Annotated in this window: 18 protein-coding genes and 1 pseudogene; 9 read left to right on the forward strand and 10 right to left on the reverse strand. The window is 36.0% G+C overall.

Annotated elements, in window-relative coordinates; genetic code table 11:
- Positions 1-151 precede the first annotated feature (151 nt).
- Both B1NLA3E_RS13310 and B1NLA3E_RS13315 read right to left on the reverse strand, forming a co-directional pair.
- Positions 152-838, reverse strand: a complete 687-nt coding sequence (locus B1NLA3E_RS13310) for an LrgB family protein (RefSeq protein WP_015594357.1) — start codon at positions 836-838, stop codon at positions 152-154.
- Positions 813-1,211: a CidA/LrgA family protein gene (locus B1NLA3E_RS13315; protein WP_015594358.1), complete on the reverse strand. Its 399-nt coding sequence runs from the start codon at positions 1,209-1,211 to the stop codon at positions 813-815. The genes B1NLA3E_RS13310 and B1NLA3E_RS13315 overlap by 26 nt, the downstream gene beginning before the upstream one ends.
- 248 nt (positions 1,212-1,459) lie before the next feature.
- Here B1NLA3E_RS13315 and B1NLA3E_RS13320 point away from each other — a divergent pair, with 248 nt between their 5' ends.
- The 3 genes from B1NLA3E_RS13320 (at position 1,460) to B1NLA3E_RS24850 (ending at position 4,830) form a co-directional block, all read left to right on the forward strand.
- A complete protein-coding gene (locus B1NLA3E_RS13320) occupies positions 1,460-2,059 on the forward strand; it encodes an SCO family protein (protein ID WP_015594359.1) in 600 nt (199 codons plus the stop codon).
- A gap of 483 nt (positions 2,060-2,542) precedes the next feature.
- The gene (locus B1NLA3E_RS13325; protein ID WP_015594360.1) at positions 2,543-4,168 is read left to right on the forward strand and encodes an ABC-F family ATP-binding cassette domain-containing protein; all 1,626 of its coding nucleotides are present in this window, start codon (positions 2,543-2,545) and stop codon (positions 4,166-4,168) included.
- A 515-nt stretch (positions 4,169-4,683) separates the two neighbouring features.
- Positions 4,684-4,830: a hypothetical protein gene (locus B1NLA3E_RS24850; protein ID WP_015594361.1), complete on the forward strand. Its 147-nt coding sequence runs from the start codon at positions 4,684-4,686 to the stop codon at positions 4,828-4,830.
- A 41-nt stretch (positions 4,831-4,871) separates the two neighbouring features.
- Here the strand turns inward: B1NLA3E_RS24850 and B1NLA3E_RS13330 are convergent, their stop codons facing one another.
- The 6 genes from B1NLA3E_RS13330 to B1NLA3E_RS13360 form a co-directional block, all read right to left on the reverse strand.
- The gene (locus B1NLA3E_RS13330) at positions 4,872-5,768 is read right to left on the reverse strand and encodes an RCC1 domain-containing protein (protein ID WP_015594362.1); all 897 of its coding nucleotides are present in this window, start codon (positions 5,766-5,768) and stop codon (positions 4,872-4,874) included.
- 416 nt (positions 5,769-6,184) lie between these two features.
- On the reverse strand, positions 6,185-7,078 hold the full coding sequence (locus tag B1NLA3E_RS13340) for a PhzF family phenazine biosynthesis protein (protein ID WP_015594363.1): 894 nt from the start codon (positions 7,076-7,078) through the stop codon (positions 6,185-6,187).
- A gap of 143 nt (positions 7,079-7,221) precedes the next feature.
- Positions 7,222-7,581, reverse strand: coding sequence for a nuclear transport factor 2 family protein (locus B1NLA3E_RS13345; protein WP_015594364.1), 360 nt, complete (start codon positions 7,579-7,581; stop codon positions 7,222-7,224).
- 223 nt (positions 7,582-7,804) lie between these two features.
- Positions 7,805-8,299 (reverse strand): GNAT family N-acetyltransferase, encoded by a 495-nt coding sequence (locus B1NLA3E_RS13350; RefSeq protein ID WP_015594365.1) that lies wholly within the window; start codon positions 8,297-8,299, stop codon positions 7,805-7,807.
- A gap of 58 nt (positions 8,300-8,357) precedes the next feature.
- The gene (locus B1NLA3E_RS13355; RefSeq protein WP_015594366.1) at positions 8,358-8,960 is read right to left on the reverse strand and encodes a flavodoxin family protein; all 603 of its coding nucleotides are present in this window, start codon (positions 8,958-8,960) and stop codon (positions 8,358-8,360) included.
- Between the two features lie 104 nt (positions 8,961-9,064).
- Positions 9,065-9,874: a GNAT family N-acetyltransferase gene (locus B1NLA3E_RS13360; RefSeq protein ID WP_015594367.1), complete on the reverse strand. Its 810-nt coding sequence runs from the start codon at positions 9,872-9,874 to the stop codon at positions 9,065-9,067.
- Positions 9,875-10,423: 549 nt separating this feature from the next.
- Here B1NLA3E_RS13360 and B1NLA3E_RS13365 point away from each other — a divergent pair.
- Together B1NLA3E_RS13365 and B1NLA3E_RS25340 are read left to right on the forward strand one after the other, a co-directional pair.
- Positions 10,424-12,364, forward strand: a complete 1,941-nt coding sequence (locus tag B1NLA3E_RS13365) for a RiPP maturation radical SAM C-methyltransferase (RefSeq protein WP_015594368.1) — start codon at positions 10,424-10,426, stop codon at positions 12,362-12,364.
- A gap of 17 nt (positions 12,365-12,381) precedes the next feature.
- Positions 12,382-12,552, forward strand: a complete 171-nt coding sequence (locus B1NLA3E_RS25340; protein ID WP_187292105.1) for a hypothetical protein — start codon at positions 12,382-12,384, stop codon at positions 12,550-12,552.
- Between the two features lie 411 nt (positions 12,553-12,963).
- Here B1NLA3E_RS25340 and B1NLA3E_RS13370 read toward each other — a convergent pair whose 3' ends face one another.
- Positions 12,964-13,767: a hypothetical protein gene (locus B1NLA3E_RS13370; protein ID WP_015594369.1), complete on the reverse strand. Its 804-nt coding sequence runs from the start codon at positions 13,765-13,767 to the stop codon at positions 12,964-12,966.
- Between the two features lie 459 nt (positions 13,768-14,226).
- On the opposite strand from B1NLA3E_RS13370, the pseudogene B1NLA3E_RS25660 reads away from it, so the two are divergent.
- Positions 14,227-14,595 (forward strand): annotated as a pseudogene (locus B1NLA3E_RS25660) (transposase); the annotation flags it as partial.
- A 407-nt stretch (positions 14,596-15,002) separates the two neighbouring features.
- Here the strand turns inward: B1NLA3E_RS25660 and B1NLA3E_RS24045 are convergent.
- Positions 15,003-15,134 carry a YuzL family protein gene (locus tag B1NLA3E_RS24045; protein WP_083935102.1) on the reverse strand — a complete coding sequence of 44 codons (132 nt, stop codon included), beginning with the start codon at positions 15,132-15,134 and terminating at the stop codon, positions 15,003-15,005.
- A 118-nt stretch (positions 15,135-15,252) separates the two neighbouring features.
- Between B1NLA3E_RS24045 and B1NLA3E_RS13380 the strand changes: the two genes are divergently transcribed.
- From B1NLA3E_RS13380 to modB, 3 genes are all read left to right on the forward strand, one after another.
- A complete protein-coding gene (locus B1NLA3E_RS13380; protein ID WP_015594371.1) occupies positions 15,253-15,495 on the forward strand; it encodes a YkuS family protein in 243 nt (80 codons plus the stop codon).
- Positions 15,496-15,660: 165 nt separating this feature from the next.
- Positions 15,661-16,446 (forward strand): molybdate ABC transporter substrate-binding protein, encoded by a 786-nt coding sequence (gene modA / locus B1NLA3E_RS13385; protein WP_015594372.1) that lies wholly within the window; start codon positions 15,661-15,663, stop codon positions 16,444-16,446.
- 5 nt (positions 16,447-16,451) lie between these two features.
- Positions 16,452-17,105, forward strand: coding sequence for a molybdate ABC transporter permease subunit (modB, locus tag B1NLA3E_RS13390; protein WP_041580523.1), 654 nt, complete (start codon positions 16,452-16,454; stop codon positions 17,103-17,105).
- The last annotated feature ends 10 nt before the right edge of the window (positions 17,106-17,115 follow it).

A 17,115-nucleotide genomic window follows, 5' to 3' on the forward strand; every position in this document is an offset into this window, starting at 1 on the left:
CAGTAAAAAACACTTGAAATCTTGTTTATTTTAACATTTTTATTAGACTACCGGGAAATGGCGATTTCTATCCAAAAGAAAAAGCATACCTTCAAGATCGAAATCCTAGGTATGCTTCCAATAAACTATTAAATCATGATAATCATGAAGACTATAACAAATATGGTAATACCAACGGTAAAAATGTTGAAATCAACACTGCTGCAAGGCCCATCGCTACCCCTGCCACAGCACCTTGAATCTCCCCTTCTTTTACCGCTTCTGCAGTTCCAATTCCATGAGCTATCGAACCTAATGATAATCCTCTTGCAAAGGGATGATGAATATTAAATAACGTCATGATCCACGGACCAAACATGGCGCCGCACATGCCGGTAATCATCACAATGCCGGCAACAAGAATGGTGTCTCCACCAACAATTTTTGATATTTCAGAAGCAACTGGAATTGTTACGGATTTTATACTTATAGACGTTAACATCCATTTAGCCAAGTGAAACATTTTACCTAAATATAGTGCCGATAAAATTGTACCTACTGTACCCACGATTAAACCCACTAGCGCAGGGACAAGATAGGAAACCAATAACGCACGGTTTCTGTATAGTGGTACAGCTAATGCAACTGTTGCAGGTCCTAGAAGATAAGTCATGATATCTTTTGCAAAAACATATTCTTTGTAATGAATATGACTTAATAGTAAAACAACAATGATAATAGTTGTGCTAAAAAATACAGGTGTCGTAAATGGTGATGGATATCGTTTTGAAACCTTTCTCGCAAGAATGTATACGGCAATAGTTAGTAAAATACTATAAATGGTGACGATGGTATTCACTCTGAATCGCTTCCTTTCTCATCAAGAGAGCTTGAGAAAGAGACCCCGATATGATAATTCCTAAAACTGTACTTATCATTAATACGATAATAATGGCGATGCCACTCTTCATAAAAACGGCCTCAAGTGTCATCAAACCAACTGAAATAGGTATAAAGAAAAATGACAGATGATTTATTAATATTGAAGATGCATGTTCAATCCAGTTTATACGGACAAGCTTCGTACATAACAAAAAAAACAGCACCAACATTCCCATTACATTTCCAGGTATCGGAATATGTGTGAATTGGACAATCAAAAATCCAACTTTATTCATGATCATCAACATGCAAAGCTGTAACAAGATGATGAAATACTTTCCAATAAGCAAAACTATTCCCCTTTCCTTTTATCTAAACTAAATTCCCAATTCTCCATCGTTTTTTGTCAGTTTTTACTATTATTATATATGATATTACTATTTTTTCAATCAATTCTGAATTTTTAGCCATTAATAATTTGTAAATTTTCTTATTTTGAAAATAATCTTTCTTTTTAGTCGTTTTTCAAAAGTGTTCACACAATGTCCATATGATTCTGTTACTTTTTTCCTTATCTTTATTATGGGGAGGGATAAACGTGAAGAAAATTTATATTATTACTACAATTCTAACAATTGTTGGGATTAGTTCTGGAATACTATTTTTTGTAATTAGAGATGCCGTCGCAAAAATACCAGATGACATCTCACTCGTTACCTCAGATGGAAATCCGTACATATTTGGTGATGCAGATAAAAAAATTAAACTCGTGGAATTTATTTATACAAACTGTCCAGATATATGTCCGACCACCACACAAAAAATGGTCTTATTAAAAAAGGATTTGGAGAATGCAGGAGTTTTCGGTAAAAAGGTTCAATTTATTACTATTACCATCGATCCTTATAACGATTCTCCTGAAGTTTTGACTAAGTATATGGACAATTTTGAAATAAAAAATGATGGAAACTGGATCTTTCTAACCGGGGATCGAGATCATATTAAGCAAGATTTAAAAGAAATAAAAGAACTTGCTGACCCTTTCAAGTTTCAATTTAAGGATCCAGGCAATGGTTTTTACATTCATACATCCCTTACCTTTTTAATTGACGAAAACAATCAATTTATTAAAAAATTCCCAATGGGCGAAGATTTTAATAAAAAAGACGTATTCAATAAAATAATGGATGAAATTTAAGAACATATCCTAGTAGAAATTATGGGCGTGAAATTCAAAAAAGAAGCAGTGAAAATAAATTCACTGCTTCTTTTTTTTAGGATTTAATGATTATAGTTGCAGAGTGTTTGGGCTGTACTAACGTAAAGAGAAACTGAGATCTAGGCTTTGTAAAGCTTACGTTAATCCCCGATTCCTTCAATTTGTTGACGAAGTCAACTATATGCTTTTTAGCCATCTTAAAAACCCCTTTATTCAACCCGATTCACTATTATTGTACACCAAAACTAAGAGAAAAAAATAAAAATTCTAAAAAATTAACTTAATTTTTCGCCTATCCAAAATTTCTGCCTTTTTACCTTTTTTTAAGAAAATATATAGCACTTTGAAAATGTCTGCCCCCCTTCAGCAATTAACAGATCCATCCATTGTATTAAAGGATTCGCCCTGACCCTTTTTTAATGGTATAATTTTAAAGATTATGTTTTTTGGAGGATAATAAAAATGATTACAGTTAGCAATGTAAGTTTACGATACGGTGACCGGAAGTTATTCGAGGATGTTAATATAAAATTTGCTCCTGGAAATTGCTACGGTTTAATCGGTGCAAATGGTGCAGGGAAATCAACGTTTATTAAGATATTAGCAGGTGAACTTGAAGCACAATCTGGGACAGTTTCCTTAGGCCCTGGAGAACGACTTGCAGTTTTGAAACAAAACCATTTTGAATATGAGGACTTTGAAGTTCTCAAAGTGGTTATTATGGGACATACACGTCTGTATGAAATCATGCAAGAAAAAGATGCTATATATATGAAGGCTGATTTTACTGATGAAGATGGTATGCGTGCTGCTGAGCTTGAAGGTGAGTTCGCTGAATTGAACGGTTGGGAAGCAGAATCTGAAGCGGCTATTTTACTTAAAGGATTAGGAATATCAGAAGATGTTCACTCAAAAAAAATGGCCGAATTAACCGGTGGTGAAAAGGTAAAGGTTCTGCTCGCTCAAGCACTATTTGGTAAACCAGATGTGTTACTGTTAGACGAACCTACCAACCATTTAGATATTAAAGCAATCCAATGGTTAGAAGAATTTTTAATTAACTTTGAAAATACCGTCATTGTTGTTTCCCATGACCGTCATTTCTTAAATAAGGTTTGTACTCATATAGCTGATTTGGACTTTGGAAAGATTCAAATTTACGTAGGTAACTATGATTTCTGGTATGAATCTAGCCAATTAGCCCTAAAGATGACTCAAGATACAAACAAAAAGAAAGAAGAAAAAATAAAAGAACTTCAAGCCTTTATTGCCCGTTTCAGTGCTAATGCATCGAAATCAAAGCAAGCAACATCTCGGAAAAAATTATTAGATAAGATTTCGCTAGATGATATTAGACCCTCATCTCGAAAATATCCGTATGTTGGTTTTACACCGGATCGTGAAATTGGAAATGATCTGTTAAGTGTAGAAGGATTAACTAAGGAAATCGATGGGATTACCGTTCTCAATAACATTAGTTTTACTATGAATAAAGAAGATAAAATTGCCATTGTTGGTAAGGATGAATTAGCTAGAACAGCTTTATTTAAAATATTAATGGGTGAGATGGAAGCTGACGGTGGGACGTTTAAATGGGGCATAACCACATCTCAAGCTTATTTCCCAAAGGATAATGCTGAATTTTTCGAAGGAAATGACCTTACCCTTGTTGATTGGCTCCGTCAATTCTCGCCAAAAGACGATAGTGAAAGCTTCCTTAGAGGTTTCTTAGGCCGGATGCTTTTCTCTGGTGAAGATGTTTTAAAGAAGGCTAGTGTCCTTTCAGGTGGCGAGAAGGTTCGCTGTATGCTTTCAAAAATGATGTTAAGTGGATCGAATGTGTTGCTGCTTGATGAACCAACTAACCACTTAGATTTAGAATCGATTACTGCCTTAAATAACGGTTTAATTAATTTTAAAGGTTCATTAATTTTCTCTTCTCATGACCATCAGTTTATCCAAACAATTGCTAACCGTATTGTTGAGATTACACCAAACGGAATTGTTGATAAACAAATGTCTTATGACGAGTATTTAGAGGATAATCAGCTTCAAAAACAAATAGCTGAAATGTATAAACAAAATTAGTAATATTAAAAAAAGAAGATGACTTAAAATCATCTTCCTCAGACTGTCGAGAAACTCTCGACAGTCTATTATTTTATCTGAAAACTTTAATAATTCACCGCGTTAATTTGTTATAAAACTATTAATAATTATTAAGAAATAGGCTGAACAAAAGGTATGTTGATTTCCGTTCCAGGCGCTTCGCTTTCCGCGGGGCGGACAGGTGAGCCTCCTCGGCGCTAAAGCGCCTGCGGGGTCTCACCTGTCCCGCTGCTCCCGCAGGAGTCTTCGCACCTTCCACTCCAATCAACTGGGCGGTTCCAATCCAGACCTTCCTCTCAACCAATAAATAATAAAAATAAGTGGTGAAATCAATATTTAAACCAAGGAATTATGATTATGTCCATTAGAATTTACCACTTCTGCCATCTTTTGCACCAGTCTTTGACAAGTAATTTGCAACGCTTTGCCAACTTCTTACCAATAAAAGACTTCTCTAATTTACTATTTTGTAAGGTAGGTGTAGTATCAGGAAAATGATATTTGACGTATACAGCTTCACCTCTTTTGACATTGAACCTTTAATTCACGGTTCATTGATAGAGAAGCTCCCTGAACTGGAACTGGCCATTGACGGAATGATTTCACCCGAACAGGCTGAAAAATTAAAGGTGTTTAAATAGCACTGCGAAGATCTTGCCGTCCGTAAAGCGAAGCTTGAAAACTAATTGCCGGGCAGTTGGATTCCGCGCCAGCCGCTTACATCGCATTGGCCATATTCATTATCACCCACAGCAACCACCGTGCCGTCAGATTTAAGGCCGAGAGTATGAGTGCAACCCGCCGCTATCGCCACAATACCACGCCAGCCGCTTACATCGCATTGGCCATGCTTATTTAAACCCACAGCCGCCACCGTGCCGTCAGATTTAAGGCCGATGGTATGATTACTACCCGCCGCTATCGCCACAATACCGTGCCAGCCGCTTACATCGCATTGGTCATGCTTATTCCAACCCTCAGCCGCCACCGTACCGTCAGATTTAAGACCGACGGTATGAAGGTAACCCGCCGCTGCCGCCACTATATCGCGCCAGCCGCTTACATTGCATTGGCCATACCGATTATTACCCACAATTGTCACCGTGCCGTCAGATTTAATTCCGACGGTATGCCAGTCACCCGCCGCAACCGCCACCATATCACGCCAGCCGCTTACATTGCATTGGCCTTCATTATTTCGACCCACAGCCACCACCGTGCCATCCGATTTAAGACCGACGGTACGACGCCAACCCGCCGCAACCGCTACAATATCGCGCCAGTCGTTTACATCGCATTGGTCATGCTTATTCCAACCCTCAGCCGCCACAGTACCGTCAGATTTAAGACCGATTGTATGAGCATTACCCGTGTTCGTCGCCATATGAACATTACCAACCGCGACCGCCACAATATCGAGCCAACCGCTTACATTACATTGGCCATATTTATTATCACCCACAGCCTTCACCGTTCCGTCAGATTTAAGAACAACGGAATGACGACGCCCCGCCGCTATGGTATCTTTAGGCCACCGTTTCACCTTTAACGCCTCTTCTTTCGGTGAAATGTAATCCATGTTTTACCTCCCTCTATTAATTAAGGTTTTTCTTAGAATTTCGCAGTTTTCCCCCATTTTCTCCAATGATATTCAAGGCAAATGGTCAATTCCCATCCGTTATGGCCAATATAGGTTAAATTCGGAATCTATATGCGCATCCTTGTTAGCCTAATGAGATATCCTATTATCTGGGTGGCGCATTATATGATCGCAACTCCCTATGATATATTGTTTGATCATTTATCCCCCTCCTTGAAATCCCTTTATGTACACAAATTGCTCAACGAAATGCCCGATGAACCAATAAAGGGCGCAATCTTATTCCTGATATGCGCACGATTGCGGAAGATTACTTATATTACTAAAAGCTATAAGCAGACTCATGCTTATTGAACTTTAGCCACCCGATGTTGTTAAGTAACTTTATCCCACTTCTAAAAAACTACTTCAAAATCTTTAACGTATACTGCATTTCCTGTTATCTCTATATCATAATTATCTTTATTTTTCGAGACCCGTACCATAACCCGACCATCTTTATCAGTTTCTTGACCTTGCTCTACTAAAAGATTTAGAGATTTTTCAAAATGGTTGTTTATGTATTTAGCATAAAATGCTCCCATTACCCCTGAAGCAGTTCCAGTTACAGCGTCCTCTGTGGTACCAGAATAGGGTGAAGAGAAGTGCCGAGCGTGCATTTGAGCATTTGAATCGTAGGTTTCCAAACAAAAAGGATGAATAGATGCTTTTGGCATTTCTTTTAATATAGTGGGGAATAATTTATTATTAGGTTTCATTTTATTAAAGGTAACGAGTTTCTTTATTGGGATCAATAATGTCCAAGTACCTGTACTACCATATAGAATTGGTAAATAATCATCAATATCCTCTTTTACTAACCCGATTGAGTTAGCTAAATCTTCCTTTGACCCGTTAAATTCCACAAAATGTGGTGAAGCCTGTTTCATTGTTATATGTATTTCATCACTTGATGTTGTATTAATTTTTATTGGCAAGTTCCCTGCTCTTGTTTCAATTGTTAATTTATCTTTCTGCTTTATTAATCCCTTTGTTTTTAAGGCGTAAATGGTAGCCATGGTTCCATGACCACATAGGTTCATTTCATGGCCAGGCGTAAAAAAACGTATTCTAAGGTCAGCCACATCCGACTTAACTAGAAAAGCTGTCTCATTAAAACCTACTTTGAAAGCTATTTCTTGCATTTCCTGATCTGTTAGATCATCTCCGTTTAAAACAACCCCGGCAGGATTTCCTTTATTGGGTTCTTTACTAAATGCATCATAATGATAAACCTTCATTGATTTCATTCTTCATTTCCCCCATCAACCTTTTTTAATTATCATCTTCATTTTACCATCATTAACGGCATACTTGTGAAAGCCACTCATTAAATGAAATAGGTGGATAACCTTATTAATGGGTAGCGCCCGTTTGTTTAATAATACTGATATTATGATTTTGTTGTTGTTCCTTGATGGAAAAACATTTGCCATCTTCCATCTATAAATTTCCAAATGGAACTACGTAAAGTATTCTGCATTCTGGTTTCATCTTTTACACGAAATGTCGCCAAAACGGTATCTTCTGATAAAGGGTATATTTCAAAATCAGTAAGAGTCATTTCCCTTACACTAAGTCCCCCTTTACCAACAGAATCCTTTTTATACCAAACATTCCCCGAACTCCCAAATTCAAAAAAATCGTCTGCAAGTAACTTGTCTAGTTCTGCTGGCGTTGTACGAGTTTCAGGTTCTAATAACTTTTGCTCTAGTTCACGCAAATGCTTTTTTAACACAGATTGGTTTTCCATTTTATCCCTCTATATATTCATTATTGTACTAAATTTTTTCTTGTTCAACTTCCCTTTAACTGAAAAAAGGCCACGAAAATGGACTGCTGAAGTAGCCCACCGTTGTTCAATTCTTGCGCCCGATTGCGGAAAATCGTTTTTAACGGAAAGTCCTTATAACTTAAACAAAAAAGAGATCCTTCATGATTGAAGAATCTATATCCGTTGGCTTAGCAAAATATTTTTATAAAAGTTTAGACATATAGTATTCATCAACAAATTCACCATCAATATAAAGTGATTCTCTTTTTGTTCCTTCAATATCAAATCCCATTTTTTTATATAAACGCAGTCCAGCTTCATTACGAATTACAACGGATAATTCTAATCTATATACATTGTGTTTCCATGCCCAATCTTCTAAGTGTTTAAATAGTTTAGTCCCTACCCCAAGCCCTCTAAACTCACTTAAAATACCAATAACAAGATATTCGGAATGTCTGTTTCTTTTTGCATTGCCGCCCATAGCAATTAGATATCCTATTAGTACATCATTTTCTTCGGCTACAAAAATAGTTGAATTACTTTCTTTTTTCATAACTTCTATTCTTTTTAATTGTTGTTCAAGACTAATGTTTCTTTCACCTGGTTCAAAAAGCATATATTGGGACTTATTTTCAACTTTTATAATTAAATTTACCATTCTTTCAGCATCATCAGGTTTTATCTCCCTAATCACATTGCCCCCCCAATATATCCAATATTACAATATCCTATTGAACAACCCTTCCTTTCAACTAAAGTGCCTGATTCTTCACCTCTATAATATCACTTGCCTTTTTTAACAACCTTCCTACATAAGCATTAAGCTTTTGTTGTACAAGCCCATTTTCTATTAAGTCTCCATTTATAGGTTTCATATCATAATCCCTAGAAGAAAACAGGACTGACTCTGGGGAAAAATTAAGCCCCGCAAAAGTATATAATGCTTCGTGAGTTGACATATCCGCACCTGATGTAATGTTTCCTATAAATATAAAATTTAATTTCCTCAGATATTCTTTTTCATAGTCAAATTCCTTGCTAATAAGTGCTTGTGATCTTTCCGAAAGCATAAAGTACGTTGAAGGAAGATGTCCGCAGTATGTTGGAAGAGAGAATAGAAGTAAATCCGCTTCAAAGCATTTTGTTAATAATCTTGGGATGTCATCTTGAATTGGACAGACTAAACCTTTACAACACTCTATATTACAATTCCCGCAAGGATTAATATTTAAATCATGGATATTAATTGTTTCTATCTCATAGGAATTACCTTTAAATTTCTTCATACAGTAATCTAGCATCCTAAATGAATTTCCATCATTCCTTGCACTAAATACTAAACCGAGTATTTTCATTCATCCTCCAAAACATATGAAATTTGTCATTAATTTAATCTTACTTGACCTTATGACTAAAAGGATTTACAATTTCTTGGACTTTCTGCCCTATAGTCCCAATATTAATTACAATAAGAAAGAGTACTAGACAAGGTAAAATTGACAATGTAAAGTTCCGCAGTTATTCCATACCCCAAGCCTTCATACACCCGGACAGCGGGCAGATTATCTGCCAATACACCCAGATAGACATCTGGTGAAAGTTTTTTACCGAGGTGTGTCAATTCACTTGTTAAGTGCTTAGCTAATCCTCTTCCTCTGTAATCTAACCTGGTCACGATGTTCCCAAGTTCTACAAGCTTAGAGTCATAAAAATGGTAGCCGCCCACAGCTATGAAATCTTTCCCTTCCTTAATTCCAAGAAAAGGACAATTCTCTAACTCACTCTTAGTAAAAAACCTCATTTCACCTCTATGTAAAAAATCAATCACCTCGGAATATTCATTTTCACTAATTTTTTCTACAATGTGTGATTCAAGGAGTTTCGATTCATCCTGATGCTTCATTGTTAAAAATCGTTGAGGGCTTCCTGTGATAAGTCCAAAGGATTGAAAAAGTTCAAGATCCTGTTTACTGAGTATCGTGCCACAAACAACATTTTCATCGAGTTTGAGAGTTTCTCTTGTGAACGCAACGAGATCTGGAAAAAAGATGTTACTTTCTTCAAGTCGGAAAAAGGAAAACGCAGGGAAGGAAAGTTCGCTAAAATAAGCTAATATGGCAGTAAGACTTTCTTCAGCGAATTGGCAAATAAATAGAGCTCTTTCCCTTCGTTGAACTAAATAACTATAAAAAAGCAACTTCTGATCTGGACTAATGCGGGGCAATAGTTCGAGGATTGTATCGTGAGTAAGTAATCGATGTGAGATCATTTTGGTCACCTCTTAATCAATATATTTCCATTTTAAAGGAATTGATAGGTTTAACTTATCAATATTTCAAACGATTTGTTAAACTTCTTATTCAACTATCTGCCCAAAAAAGGAAAAAGTGCTTAATCCTTGCTACAGGAAAGCGCCCTTTAATTGAATAACTTAGATTCTAGTTCAACTAACGCCCCTGTTACTTTAAGTGTAGAATTTCACAATTTCTTCTAGACTTTTACCTTGATATCAAGGAGTTGTTCCCAATCTGTCCCCTAACAAAAATATGCGCATCTCTTGCTTCAGATTTGCACCCGATAGTTGAATAAGGAAGTCTTACTTATGCTTTTTTACTAAAACGATAAATCCAGCCGTCTTCCGTATATAGTTCACCTGCTAAACCGTCGTAACCTCCTTTTGAAATTTTAATTTCATATTTATTAATATTTGTGAAGTAATTGTAAATTTTTACCTTTTTATGAATAACAAAATTATTAATTGACCAAAATTAGTACTGCGAGTTTACGACCAAATACTTACAAGGACGGTTAATAAATAATGAAAATAGCTTTAATAAATATGCCATTTGGTTCTTTATATAAACCATCTATTGGCATCTCCCTTTTACAAGCATCATTACAAAAAAATGGCTTTGTCTGTGACACCTACTATCTGAATTTGTTGTTTGGTTCCATGGTAACAACAGATATATATAACTATTTTGTTGAACAAAAAGTTGCACCTGAAGAGGCTTTTTCTGGGGACTGGATTTTTTCTCAGTCTTTATATGGAAAGGACAATTTTACTGATTATAAAAAATATATCGGTCAGTTCAATTTCTTTAGATCGGACACCAAGCGTCAAGAGTTTTATGAACGTTTGTTGACTATACGTGATTACGTAGAACCATTCATGGAGCGAGCGCTTGTAGAGCATCAATGGGAGCAATATGACATTATTGGATTTACCTCTGTATTCGAGCAAAATGTCGCTTCATTAAGTATGGCTAAAAGATTGAAAGAGAACTGGTCAAATAAATTTATTATTTTCGGTGGAGCTAATTGTGAGGGGGAAATGGGAAAAGCACTCTTGGAGTCTTTTCCTTTCCTCGATGCTGTTTGCTCTGGTGAAGGTGACCTATCATTTAAGCACTTTGTTGAGCAGATGGAAGAGTATAAAGATCCTCGTCTATGCCGTTCAGAGGGGATTATACTGCAATCAAAATACACGGATGAACCCCTGATAACTCGTTCGGAAAATTCTCCTCCAGTTCATGATATGGATAGATTACCTTATCCAAATTATGACGATTACTTTACACAGTTTGAAAAATATGGATTTTATGGAACGGAACCATCTCCACGACTTCTGTTTGAATCATCAAGAGGTTGCTGGTGGGGGGCCAAGTCACACTGTCGTTTTTGCGGATTAAACGGAGAAAATTTGAATTATCGGAGTAAATCAGCTGATCGGGCTATAGAAGAACTTCTTTTTTTGCGAGATCGTTATCAAAAGTATACAAACCAAGTCTCTGCAGTCGATAACATCATAGACATGAAATATTTTCGTGATTTTCTACCCAAACTTCGAGATATGCAATTGGACTTAGACATGTTCTATGAGACTAAGGCCAATTTGAGGAAGGATCAAGTTCAGTTATTTCGAGATGCAGGTTTTCATCATATTCAACCCGGTATTGAGAGCTTGGTTACTTCCGTTCTCAAGTTAATGGGTAAAGGTATCAGCATGATGCAAAACGTTCAACTACTTAAATGGGCTAAAGAATTTGGAGTGTATCCATATTGGAATTTCTTATATGGTTTCCCTAGTGAAAATAAGGAGGAATATCAAAAAGTGGTTGATGTCATTCAAGCGCTCACTCACTTGGATCCACCAGGAAATTGTTCTCCAATTCGTTTAGATCGATTTAGTCCATACTTTAATAATGCATCGGAGTTTGGAATTGTTAATATCAGGCCAATGTTTGCCTATCATCTTGTTTATCAGGAACAATCTCGAGAAACGCTTATGAAACTCGCTTACCACTTTGAATTTGATTATGCATCTTCACAAAATCCTGCTTCCTATACACAGGCGTTGATTCAAGAGATTGATGCTTGGCAAAAACAAAATAACCAAAGCGAGTTTTTCTCTGTTGATCTCGGTGAGCATCTTGTTTTGGTAGATTTTAGACCAATTCGTATTGAAAACCATATGTTTGTGCTAACGGGGTTAGAAAAAGATCTTTTCCAACTTTGTGATAACATACATTCGTATAAAACTATTTTAGAGCATTTGGAAAGAAATCAAGTTCCCCATACAAAGAAAGAAGTAAAAGATATACTGAATCAATTTGTTAAACAGAAGTTGATGTTGACCGAATCGGAAACATATTTGAGTGTGGCCATTCCTCTAGGTAACTATACCCCTAAAAAACAGGGGTTAGAGCGATTAATGGAAATTTCAGATGATTTAGATAGTAAAGATCTCGTAGGTTAGTAAAGGAGGTGAAAAAAATGGAGGAAAAAGAATTTAAATTGACTCCAAAAGCTTTCGCAATTACACCAGGCGGAGAAGTAGTAATTGATAATAAGCAATTAGTGGAAGCATTAAAGAATGCAGCAGATTCCACCATCCCCGATGTAGCTAGAGGTGAGGTTACTGTTTCTGTTACAGTTAAAATTTAACTCAGAACTATATGTACTATGAAGAGTATGGATTATTTTGCTATTATGGGTAGACCTGAATTTTGGCAAAAACAATGCATTAAAAGTCGATTTTTCCTAAGCTAAGGAGGAATCGGCTTGTTTTTGTTTATTGTGCTAAAGGGGTGAGATGTTGTATATCAATGATTTCACCATTTATTACAACAAAGAACTCATTCCTTCTTAACATAAAAATCCGATCTCCAAAGTTAAGGAATCGACTTTTCTTATTTATTCATCTTTAACTAAAGCACCCTTTAATGGAATAAGGAAATATGTGTTTAGTCTTAAAATCGATTAGCTTGTTGAACTATTACCCCTTTAGTGTAAGTACAATCCTTCACAAACTGGTTTCTTACTTTGAAGAAACGCCTTTGTGGCATAAAACAATATTTAATCGAACGTTTGACATTGATTTTGACTCCCCTTATCCGAAATGTGTTTCTTAATCTTTTCATTTGTCACTTGTAACCCTTCTAGGTTAGAATCCCTTACAGAAAAAGTAAGTCTATCAAAATCTCCATCGTGGTGTCCTGAATAGTTTAAAGCACTGGCAAAAATGAGATGTCTCCTGGTGTCCCCATCAATGGGTTCAATTTTGATTTTTGGACACATAAAAAAATCAGAATAAGAAGGACCCAAGGTATATAAATAACGTGTAAACAATGCTTCTTCAAGCAATTCCTCTTTAGTAGGTCCGTTCAATTCTTTTCTCCACCCTACTATGAGCCAATCAAATAGTGATTGGGACTTTATTTGCACTTTATGGCTATTTTTCGAAATGATTAATTCCCCATCTTTAGCTGCACAGGTTTTACGTTTGTTTTCAAATACACACTTATAAGCAGGTTCAATGGTAATCACTTCATCATTTGCCGTTTTTAATGTCAATTTATTGGACGGTTTCTGTAAAGATACCTCAGAAGTTCCATTTACTCGACTAGAGTTATTAAGCCAATACACAACTTTTCTGAGCACACGTTCTTGATAACCATCGTTAATACTGAATACTCGATGGAATCCAGAATCATTTTCTAATTTAATGTTTTGAACCTCATAATGCTTTAAGGAGTGCGTCATTAATTGTTCCAAAAAAGGAACCCGTTGATTAGTATTATTCTTTGCTAAAGCCATTTGACTGTCTGAATTAATTAAAAATCCTATGAGAAGTAGAGTGCCAATATTAAATTTCTTCATATCGTGATTTTCCTACCTCTGCTAAATTCAAAAAAGTCACTTCTTACACTACCTACTATAACATCGTAATAATTGCTTGTTCCCAAAGTCTCCAAATTGGCAGCCTCCTTGCTTTTCATAAGCTCTATTTTTAGTCTTGGGAATTATTTTACGATTATTCATCTTTAACTAATCTGACCATTACTAACTGAAAATCATTAACTCTTCACTTATTACGATTTTCTTCAAATATGTTATTCAATTAAATGGCCCGATTGTGGAAGATCACTGAATAATCATTGTCATCTCATTGTAGGAGGTTATTTTTCATCCGAGATACATGTTCAATTAGGCCGATATAAGTATTCATTTCTTTCGAGATGGTGGTTTAATCTAAACGAAATATTCAATCTGGTGAAAAGCCTGTCATTCATCGGTAAATATTATGTCATAATGGTACATTTCGGTGAACGTAATTAAAGAACAAACGTCGCCTACCGCTAGTTTTTAGGTTTGAAATTCAAGTACCAGTTCCATATCACTCTACGATAAGTTGGAATCGTCAACACTGTTTTAAGGATACAATTATTTTTCAGGAGCTTTTTGATTAGATTGTTCTACTAGTGATAAATCATAAGATGGTTCGGATGTGATTTATTTACAGATTCTACACACTTAAAGGCAACCGCAAATAAACACAAGAATACTAAACAAGAAGTTGAAGTGAATACTTGGGAATATTTTGATGACTTAAACAAGGCAATAGAAGCGGAAAGAATCAAACACGAAAAAAAGCCATTAAAAGGAAAGGAAAAAGTGAAACAGTCTAAGGAAATTCAAGTAAGTAAATGCTTTATAAATTTCGAAAAGAAAAATAGAGCGAAGCATCGCAGAATCAAAAGAGCCGCAAGGGCTTCGCTACTGCAGGTTACGGGGATTGAAGAATATAAGTGATGCAATTCTTATGGTTGATTTACCCCTAGTTGATTGGAGCGGAAGGTGCGAAGACTCCTGCGGGAGCAGCGGGACAGGTGAGACCCCGCTTTAGCGACGAGGAGGCTCACCGCCCGCCCCGCGGAAAGCAGAGCACCTGGAGCGGAGATCAACAAGTCCGTTAGCATAGACAATCTTTATCATCGGTATTTAATATTCTGACAGTATGAAAAATTGCCGAGAAAATAACCTTTCTCGACAATCTAAGGAAGATGATTTTAAATCATCATCCTTTCTGTTAAATTGATCAAACTCTATTGTGATTAGGTCCGTTTCTGTTTTCTTCGTGAGGAGTCTGCTTTCCTTCCGCCCGTTTCTTGATTAGTTGTACCTTGCCCCTCAACTTGTGAAGAACTAAGTCCTACAGTAGAAGGATCTTGCTTGCGTTTTGACATTCAAACTTCTCCCCTTAACACATTTTGATTTTTGAACTACAAAATTATTTTATCCAAAAGAGATACGAATATAATAGACAAAGATTGGAAAACTTACATGTGGGAGGAGGTGTTTTATTTGACTAAAATTGGAGTAGAACAATCCCTAACAAGTATTCAACAGGCCCTTCGTGAAAAAGGATTTGATGTCGTTGAATTAAAGCAGGAAACTGATGCACAAGGTTGCTCATGCTGTGTTGTTACAGGATTAGATTCTAATGTTATGGGCATCGAGACAATCACAACAAATGGTCCTGTAATCGAAGCAAATGGCCTTTCAACCGATGAAGTTTGCAAACAAGTTGAACAAAGAATGCACTAATTACGTAAAGACTAAAGTTAAACTTTAGTCTTTTTCCTTTCTCCCCTTCTCCACAAAATATACATGCTCTGCTTAATTGAAGACTGTTCGATTAGTTTATTATTAGGTATAATTCGATTAAGTCTTATATTTTTCCTATATAGCCTTTCGAAAGGATTTATCATCATGAAATATTCTCGCTATTTTATCATTTTCATTACCATCATTTTGCTCTCTGCTTGCACCCAAAACGGAGAACAAAAAGAACAAAAAAAGAATGTTACCTTAACCATATCGGCTGCTGCAAGTCTTCAAAATGTACTGATAGACATCCAAAAAGAGTTTAAAAAAGAATATCCATCAGTTTCAATCGTTTATAACTTTGGCGGCTCTGGTACTTTGCAACAACAAATATTGAAAGGGGCACCAATAGATCTTTACATTTTTGCTGATGAAAAAAAAGCAAAACAGTTAATGGAAAAAGGGCTAGTCGAAAAAGATACCGCAAAAAATCTACTGGGAAACCAGCTTGTATTAATTCAATCTAATTCTTCAAAAACACCTATTTCAAATATCGAGGACTTAATACATAATGATATAAAAAAAATCGCGATTGGAACACCTGAAACTGTTCCTGCTGGTGAATACACGAAACAAGCACTTGAACAAATGAGGTTATGGTCTCAATTAGAAAATAAAATGGTCCCGACTAAAGATGTTAGGCAAGTATTAACGTATGTTGAAACTGGAAATGTGGATGCAGGGTTTGTCTATTTGACTGATGCAATCGACTCCAAAAAGATTAAGATCGTCACTGAGGTTCCTGAAGAAAGTCATAATTTAATTATTTATCCAACCGGAATCATTAATACATCAAAACATAAACATGAAGCTTCCCTTTTCTCAAGCTTTCTGGAAAGTGAAAAAGCAAAAAAAATCTATAATAAACATCGATTTATTGTATTGGACTGATGAGCTTGAACGAACAATTTTGGACCCCTGTAAAACTTTCTTTAGAAATTGCTTCAGTTGCAGTTATTATCGTTTTTATTTTAGGCATTACACTCGCGATGTGGATGACACGTTTTCGGGTACGTGGCAAAGTAATAATAGAAACAATTTTACTTCTCCCACTTGTTTTACCCCCTACTGTTGTAGGTTTTTTGTTAATTGTGATTTTTGGAAACCAAAGTCCAGTCGGCATTTTATTTCAAAAAATTTTCCACCAATCGATTATGTTTACGTGGTGGGCTGCTTTAATCTCTGCAACCATAGTTGCCTTTCCTCTAATGTATCAATCAGCTAAAACGGGATTTCAAATAGTCGATTTAGATATTGAGGATGCTGCAAGAATTGATGGTGCCAATGATTGGAAAGTTTTTTTATATATTACAATCCCCTTATCTCTAAAATCCATCATCTCTGGCTTTATACTCGCCTTTGCCAGAGCACTTGGTGAGTTCGGAGCAACATTTATGTTCGCTGGAAACCTTCCTGGTAAAACTCAAACCATACCAATTGCGGTTTATATAGCCCTAGACTCAGGAAATATGGATTTAGCTTGGATATTAGTCATTTCAATTATTTTCATTTCCTTTGTTATGTTAATACTAACGACCCTAATAAAATAAGAGAAGTGGG

The sequence above is a fragment of the Bacillus sp. 1NLA3E genome, assembly GCF_000242895.2.
GTDB lineage: Bacteria > Bacillota > Bacilli > Bacillales > Cytobacillaceae > Bacillus_BU.

Coding starts and splice junctions, on each gene's coding strand:
- B1NLA3E_RS13325 (WP_015594360.1), top strand. CDS start 2,543: ATGATTACAGTTAGCAATGTAAGTTTACGATACGGTGACCGGAAGTTA.
- B1NLA3E_RS24850 (WP_015594361.1), top strand. CDS start 4,684: ATGATATTTGACGTATACAGCTTCACCTCTTTTGACATTGAACCTTTA.
- B1NLA3E_RS13330 (WP_015594362.1), bottom strand. CDS start 5,768: ATGGATTACATTTCACCGAAAGAAGAGGCGTTAAAGGTGAAACGGTGG.
- B1NLA3E_RS13340 (WP_015594363.1), bottom strand. CDS start 7,078: ATGAAATCAATGAAGGTTTATCATTATGATGCATTTAGTAAAGAACCC.
- B1NLA3E_RS13345 (WP_015594364.1), bottom strand. CDS start 7,581: ATGGAAAACCAATCTGTGTTAAAAAAGCATTTGCGTGAACTAGAGCAA.
- B1NLA3E_RS13355 (WP_015594366.1), bottom strand. CDS start 8,960: ATGAAAATACTCGGTTTAGTATTTAGTGCAAGGAATGATGGAAATTCA.
- B1NLA3E_RS13360 (WP_015594367.1), bottom strand. CDS start 9,874: ATGATCTCACATCGATTACTTACTCACGATACAATCCTCGAACTATTG.
- B1NLA3E_RS13365 (WP_015594368.1), top strand. CDS start 10,424: ATGAAAATAGCTTTAATAAATATGCCATTTGGTTCTTTATATAAACCA.
- B1NLA3E_RS25340 (WP_187292105.1), top strand. CDS start 12,382: ATGGAGGAAAAAGAATTTAAATTGACTCCAAAAGCTTTCGCAATTACA.
- B1NLA3E_RS13370 (WP_015594369.1), bottom strand. CDS start 13,767: ATGAAGAAATTTAATATTGGCACTCTACTTCTCATAGGATTTTTAATT.
- B1NLA3E_RS24045 (WP_083935102.1), bottom strand. CDS start 15,134: ATGTCAAAACGCAAGCAAGATCCTTCTACTGTAGGACTTAGTTCTTCA.
- modA (WP_015594372.1), top strand. CDS start 15,661: ATGAAATATTCTCGCTATTTTATCATTTTCATTACCATCATTTTGCTC.